Below are 6470 nucleotides of genomic sequence, written 5' to 3'. Positions count from 1 at the left end.
ACGCGGGGTGGAGCAGCCCGGTAGCTCGTCGGGCTCATAACCCGAAGGCCGCAGGTTCAAATCCTGCCCCCGCAACCAAAACACCTTTACATGGTGAAAAAAATCCATATGCCGTTGTAGCTCAACTGGTAGAGCAACTGACTTGTAATCAGTAGGTTGGGGGTTCAAGTCCTCTCGACGGCACCATTTTTCTTAAGATGCCTCTTGGTTATGCCAAGCAAGCATCAAAAACCACCTACATGGTGGACATAATCGATGCGGGACGTAGCTCAGCTTGGTAGAGCACCTGGTTTGGGACCAGGGGGTCGCATGTTCAAATCGTGTCGTCCCGACCATCTTTTAACAGAATGATTCACAACATAAACCGCTATTTTCAAAGTCTACAGGACTTATGGAAATAGCGGTTTTTTTATGTGTTTATGGGGAAATATAAACGCAATATGCGGATGAAGTGCAATCACTTCATTGAATAAGGAGGCTTTACTGTTGAAGCAAAGGGTTAGAGTCGCTGTCATGCTTATTGCGATCTTATGGGGTTTAATAAGTCCAGCAGCTGCATATGGGCAGCCAGGGGTATTCCACTTCGGGTTTAAGAAAAGCGTGGAGGGGCGTCTGCCTTCGATCGATGAGGAGGGCTTTAAAGAAATCGTAACGAAGCATGGGGCTTTGTTTCTAGGGGATACAACGCAAAAGGAGCTATATCTTACTTTCGATAACGGCTACGAAAATGGATATACACCGCGTATTCTCGATGTATTAAAAGATAAACAAGTACCAGCGGTCTTTTTTGTAACGGGACATTATGTCAAGGATCAGCCGGAGCTTTTAAAGCGGATGGTGCTGGAGGGGCATATTGTAGGCAACCATTCTTGGAGTCATCCAGATATGTCGACCCTCTCAGAATCAAGCATCAAAACGGAGCTTGATAAGGTCAAGGAGCATGTAGAAACGCTGACCGGCCAGAAGGAAATGAAGTATCTGAGGCCACCAAGAGGCATATTCAGCGAACGGATGCTTGCCGCTAGCAAACAATTCGGCTATACGAATGTATTTTGGTCAGTGGCATACAAGGATTGGGATGTAAATGCACAAAGAGGATCTCAATATGCGTATAACGAGGTTGTTAAGCAGCTCCATCCCGGAGCGATCATCCTGCTGCATTCTGTTTCCAAAGACAATACCGAGGCACTCGGCAGAATTATAGACGAGGCTCGCCGGCAAGGATATCTATTCAAAAGCTTAGATCAGATGGGCATTGATTTAAATATCTAGTAAAGTACGTCCAAAAGCCTTAACCTCATTACAGGGGTTGAGGTTTTTTTGTTATTCCAAACCATTTTATATTGCAAAAGCAATGTTAAAATCTTTAGAATTCTGCCCTCATCCCTGACTTTGCCGCATGTTTAGCTATTTTAACTTCCATTATAATAAAGAAGAGTGTGCCTAAGCCCACTTAGGCGATGAGAGGTGAATGATGATGTTCAGCAAAAAAACTTGGGAAGCGTTTGTTAAAAAAATATATTATTCTCTATCGCTCAAGCACAGAATATGGCTGACCTTCGTTGTTTTAATCATGTTTGGCCTTACAGCAACAGGAGGTATTGCCTACTGGATCGCTTCGAAGGAAATACAGAGGAATGCGCTCAAAACAAGTCAGGATACGGTCAACCAATCTGCTCAAATCGTAAATGAACGGCTTAAGAACATCGGTATTGCCGTTCGTGCGCTTATGTTCAGCGACCCGTTCAAGCAGGTGATGACCGATGCACAAAACAATGACAGAGACCACTACTACAATACGTGGACTTCTCTTCAGGGAGTCTTTTCGCAGGTGAAATTCAATGACTCGATGATTGACAGCATTCTGATTGCTTCGCCGATCGGCGATTATTATCATACGTCCAATGTCCGGGACACGGCAAACTCATTTTATGATTCGGATTTGTATAAGCATTTCAAGGAAATAAAACGTGGCTTTTGGACGAAAGGGCATAAGGATGCCTTTTTTATGGATAAACAGGATGTGATTTCTCTTGTTGTGGAGGGAGTCAACGAGCTGGGCGAGAAACGATCGGATGTTTATGTGGTCATTAATGTAAAGCAAGATGATTTGTATGAGCTGTTCATGGAAAATCTGTCGACAGCAGAGAAACAGTATTATTTTGTAGATTCAGAGGGAGAAGATGTGAATTTAGATAATCGATCGAGTCAGGAGGATCAGTTGACAAAGCATTCGGCATTCACGAAACAGCTGAGCGATGAAATGATGGGATCGTTTTTTTATAAGGATAAGAAAAAGGAATATCTGGTGAACTACGCAAGGCTGGAGGTAAAGAATGATTGGATGATTGTTGGTATCCAGTCGAAGAGCGACCTGCTAGCGAAACTGAACGGCATCAAGAAAGCAACGATTTACGTCATACTGGGATTAATGGTTCTGTCATTATTCATAGCGAACAACATGATCTATTTAGTGTTAAAGCCGTTGTACAGTCTCCAAAGATTGATGAAACGGGTGGAAGAAAATGATCTGAACGTGCGTTTCGAAAGCGAATATAAAGATGAGGTATCCCAGGTGGGGTTTCGCTTTAATCGGATGCTGGACGAAATTAAGCAGCTGATTGAAGACGTCAAGGTGCGGGAGAGTGAGAAACGAAAGGCTGAGATCAAGGCGCTTTCCGCACAGATGGACCCTCATTTTTTTTACAATACGCTGAATACAATTTATTGCAAATCAGTGCTTGGCGAGAATAAGGACGTAAATGAGATGATTCTGGCTTTATCCCAAATGTTTCAGCTTAGCCTCAGCGGCGGGAGAGACTTAATTACGCTGGAGGATGAGCTTGACCATGTGCGCCAATATTTAGCCATTCAGCAGATTTCTTATGAGGAGCTGTTCGTTTGCCATATCGAGGTGCATCCGGAACTGCTTGCCTGCGGAATTCCAAAAGTCGTCATTCAGCCGCTTGTAGAAAACAGCATTTTGCATGGTTTTCAAGATCGTGAATCAGGCGGTGAAATTTATATTAATGCGCAATCGGAAGAGGACTGGCTGCATTTGACGGTAGAGGATAATGGGACGGGGCTCATTCCCGAGCAACTCATGGCTTCGATTATTCATCCAACGACGATGGATGAGGGATATGCTCTCCGCAATATATATCATCGGCTCCAGCTGTACTACGGCGACCAGCAGCGCATGATTATAAGCAATAATGAAAGTGGCGGAGCCCGGATTGAAATTTGGATTCCGAAGCAGACGGAAGGGATGGGGTAACATGAGTCAACCGGTGAAATTGTGCATTGTAGACGATATTCGAAGTGTAGTAGATATGCTGAAGCACAAAATCCCTTGGGCGGAGCATGGGATCGAGGTGGTCGGCAGCGCCACGAATGGCGAGGAGGGGCTTGCGGTTATTAGGCGAACGTCGCCGGACATAATTTTGACCGATATTCGAATGCCGAAGATGGACGGGTTAGAAATGACACGAAGTATTGTGGAAATGCTGCCTCATAGCAAGATCATTATTTTGAGCGCGTACACCGATTTTGAATATGCGAAAAAAGCGATTCAGTACGGGGCGCTTGATTATGTGAAAAAGCCGTTTTCAATCGAGGATATTATCAAAGTTGTCTTAAAGGCGAAAGAAGCATCAGAGCAAGACAAACGGGAGCGTTCACATGTCATTGGGCTGGAGAAAAAGATCAAGGAAAGCCTACCCGCGCTGCGGCAGGAGTATATGTCGCTGCTTGTCCATCATCAGACCGAAGAGGCGGATATTTCACAGTGGTGGGGATTTCTAGATCTGCCGCCTTTGCAGGCTCCGCTTGCGGTCATGGTAATTCAAATTGATCAGTTTACGGACAAATATGGCGGCTTGGTTGTGAAAGAGCTGGAGCTGGCGCGTTTCTCCCTGCAAAATATCGTTGAGGAGACAATCAAGGAGCATACATCGGCGGTTATCTTTCGAGAGGCGCTTAATCGCTACGTCTGCATTATGCAGGCGCAGCCCGGGGATCATTTGATGCGGATTGCTGATTCCTGCTGCGAAAATATCGCCAGCTACACGAAGTTTACTATTTCCATCGGCATCGGGATGGAGGCGGGGAGTGTGCGTGAGCTCCCGAAGAGTTATCAGCAAGCGCTCAGCGCCTTGTCTTATCATTTCTATACCGGGGGAAATGGCGCATTTAGCTCCCAGCAAGAAGCGCAGGACAGCGCCGCTGGATGGATTTATACGACAGAGAGTGAAAATGAATTTTTATTCGGGTTTCGCTCGGGCAATAAGGAGAAGACATTAGAGTGGCTTGCTTCCATTTTTGATGAAATGCAAAGCTCCTCCGTGCTCCCCGAGCCGAGCGATGTCGAGCATCTCTTTCACGGCCTATCCCTCAGAATGCTCAGGGTGCTGCTGGAGAAGTTTCCACGCAGCAGCCTAAAGGAGTTTGAGTCGAAGGTGCAGGAGGCGAGACGGGGAAGCCGTTCGTCGCTGCAGGAGTATAGGCAATGGTTGACTGAGCTTTGCGAAATCGGCTGCAGGCTGATCGATAAGGAGAGGGCAAGCGAATCGCAAAAAATTATATATAGATCGATCGATTATATTAAAACGCATTTGCAGCTTGACCTAACTTTGGAGCATTGCGCAAGGCAGGCGAATTTAAGCTGGGGTTATTATTCCAATTTATTTAAGAAGGTGTCGGGAACGACTTTCCAGCAATTCGTCACGCAGGCCAAAATCGAGCGGGCGAAATCGATGCTAATCGAGGACTTTCAAGTGCAGGAAATCGCGCAGGAGCTTGGTTATGAACACCGGCGTTATTTCAGCGAGGTATTCAAAAAGCAGACCGGCCTTACGCCGACCGAGTTTAAGGAAATCTCCTTAGGCAGGTCGCCAAAGCCGTAGAAGCAGGGTTTTGATAAACATGAAATATCTGCCCTTATTCGCAAGGTAGCCACATTACCTATGTAGGTCTGATCTCTTATAGTTAAGAAGCAAGCAAACGGTTTCACCTACAAAGGGAGGATCACCAATGTACAAAAAACTCGGAACGATCGTGCTGAGCTCATTTCTTGCCGTATCACTGGCAGCATGCGGAAGCACAAACAACAATTCGCCAGGGGCTGAGAGCGGAGCTTCCAACAAGCCTGCGGAATCGGAGGGCGCAACAACTCCAGCGAAAAGCGGTAAAAAGACAAAAATCGTGTATTGGACCGGAGATCGCCACGATATGGACTATATCAAGGGGGTTGTTCAAAGCTTTAATGACACGAATACGGACAACATCGAGGTGGAAATGGTCGTCAAGACGGATGATTACGATCAGGCAATCGACTTGGCGTTTTCTTCCGGACAGGGGCCGGATGTGTTCAGAGTGAAGGAGAATACGATCAAGACTTACGTAACTAAGGGTTATCTTGCACCGATTGATGCGATGCTGACAGACAAGATGAAGGAGCAGTTCCCAGTCATTCAGGACTTTAATCAAATTGATGGCAAAATGTACAGCTTGCCAAACTATGGCTCGACATTAAGGCTGGTGTACAACAAGGATCTGTTCGCCAAAGCAGGCATTGCCGCTCCTCCAACAAGCCTTGCGGAAATGGTCGACGCAGCCAAGAAAATAACGGCTGTCGGCAAGGCAGAGGGCGCTTACGGCTTCGCGCAAAACTTCAAAAATGCGGACAGCGCGTTTGGCCGTTCTGCACGTGTCATTGCTGAAGTGAGCGGTTACGGCGGCTTCGGATATGATTTTAAAACCGGAAAATACGACTTTGCAGGCTTCAAAGACATAATTCAATCCTTCAAACAAATGTATGACGACGGAAGCACGCTGCCGGGCATGGAGTCGCTTGATATCGATCCGCTGCGGGCGCAGTTCGCGGAAGGCAAGCTAGGCATGTACCTTTCCTTCTCTTCCGAACCGGGTGTATACAAAAATCAATTCCCTGCGAAAATCGATTGGGCTGCGGCACCTGTGCCAACAATTGATGGCACAGTCAAAGGAGCAAGCTCGTTCCTTGGCGGCCAATGGCTGGCGCTGAGCAGTTCCTCCAAAAACCAAGAAGCGTCGTGGAAGTTCATGGAGTATATGTACGGCGATGAAATTTTGAAAACGTATCATGAAAAAGGCTTTGGCATCTCGATGGTACCTTCGATTTCGGCAGTTGCCGCGAAACCGGACATCAATGGCATTGATGGTTTCCTGCCAAGCGACAACGATGCTACGTGGCCATTAAGTCCGGCTGTTACGATTGAGGGCATTAAGTACAATGATGCATTCTTTAAATATATGCTAGGCGGCGGGGATCTGGATGCGATCATTCAGGATTTGAACACAAGGTACAATGCGGCGCTTGATAAAGCGATTGCTAGCGGCGATGTGACCACGGCAGCGAAACCAGATTTTGATCCAACGAAGCTGGGTGCCAAATAAAGGCTTCACCATAAGAACAGCAATGCGGGGTGGAG

Annotated in this window: 4 protein-coding genes and 3 tRNA genes; all 7 read left to right on the top strand. The window is 46.6% G+C overall.

What is annotated here, in order from left to right:
* The first annotated feature begins 1 nt into the window (after position 1).
* The 7 genes from BK120_RS25460 (at position 2) to BK120_RS25430 (ending at position 6435) form a co-directional block, all read left to right on the top strand.
* Positions 2–78, top strand: a tRNA-Met gene (locus tag BK120_RS25460).
* Positions 79–110: 32 nt separating this feature from the next.
* Positions 111–186 (top strand) — tRNA-Thr (locus BK120_RS25455).
* A 72-nt stretch (positions 187–258) separates the two neighbouring features.
* Positions 259–335 (top strand) — tRNA-Pro (locus BK120_RS25450).
* 178 nt (positions 336–513) lie between these two features.
* Positions 514–1272: a delta-lactam-biosynthetic de-N-acetylase gene (gene pdaA, locus BK120_RS25445; protein ID WP_179089892.1), complete on the top strand. Its 759-nt coding sequence runs from the start codon at positions 514–516 to the stop codon at positions 1270–1272.
* Positions 1273–1471: 199 nt separating this feature from the next.
* On the top strand, positions 1472–3277 hold the full coding sequence (locus tag BK120_RS25440) for a cache domain-containing sensor histidine kinase (protein ID WP_083682427.1): 1806 nt from the start codon (positions 1472–1474) through the stop codon (positions 3275–3277).
* A gap of 1 nt (position 3278) precedes the next feature.
* Positions 3279–4904, top strand: a complete 1626-nt coding sequence (locus BK120_RS25435) for a response regulator (protein ID WP_076270302.1) — start codon at positions 3279–3281, stop codon at positions 4902–4904.
* A gap of 127 nt (positions 4905–5031) precedes the next feature.
* A complete protein-coding gene (locus tag BK120_RS25430) occupies positions 5032–6435 on the top strand; it encodes an ABC transporter substrate-binding protein (RefSeq protein ID WP_076270301.1) in 1404 nt (467 codons plus the stop codon).
* Positions 6436–6470 lie beyond the last annotated feature (35 nt).

The organism is Paenibacillus sp. FSL A5-0031, assembly GCF_001956295.1.
Classification (GTDB): Bacteria; Bacillota; Bacilli; order Paenibacillales; family Paenibacillaceae; genus Pristimantibacillus.
This window is presented reverse-complemented; position numbering and strand designations above follow the sequence as displayed.

Coding starts and splice junctions, on each gene's coding strand:
- pdaA (WP_179089892.1), top strand. CDS start 514: ATGCTTATTGCGATCTTATGGGGTTTAATAAGTCCAGCAGCTGCATAT.
- BK120_RS25440 (WP_083682427.1), top strand. CDS start 1,472: ATGATGATGTTCAGCAAAAAAACTTGGGAAGCGTTTGTTAAAAAAATA.
- BK120_RS25435 (WP_076270302.1), top strand. CDS start 3,279: ATGAGTCAACCGGTGAAATTGTGCATTGTAGACGATATTCGAAGTGTA.
- BK120_RS25430 (WP_076270301.1), top strand. CDS start 5,032: ATGTACAAAAAACTCGGAACGATCGTGCTGAGCTCATTTCTTGCCGTA.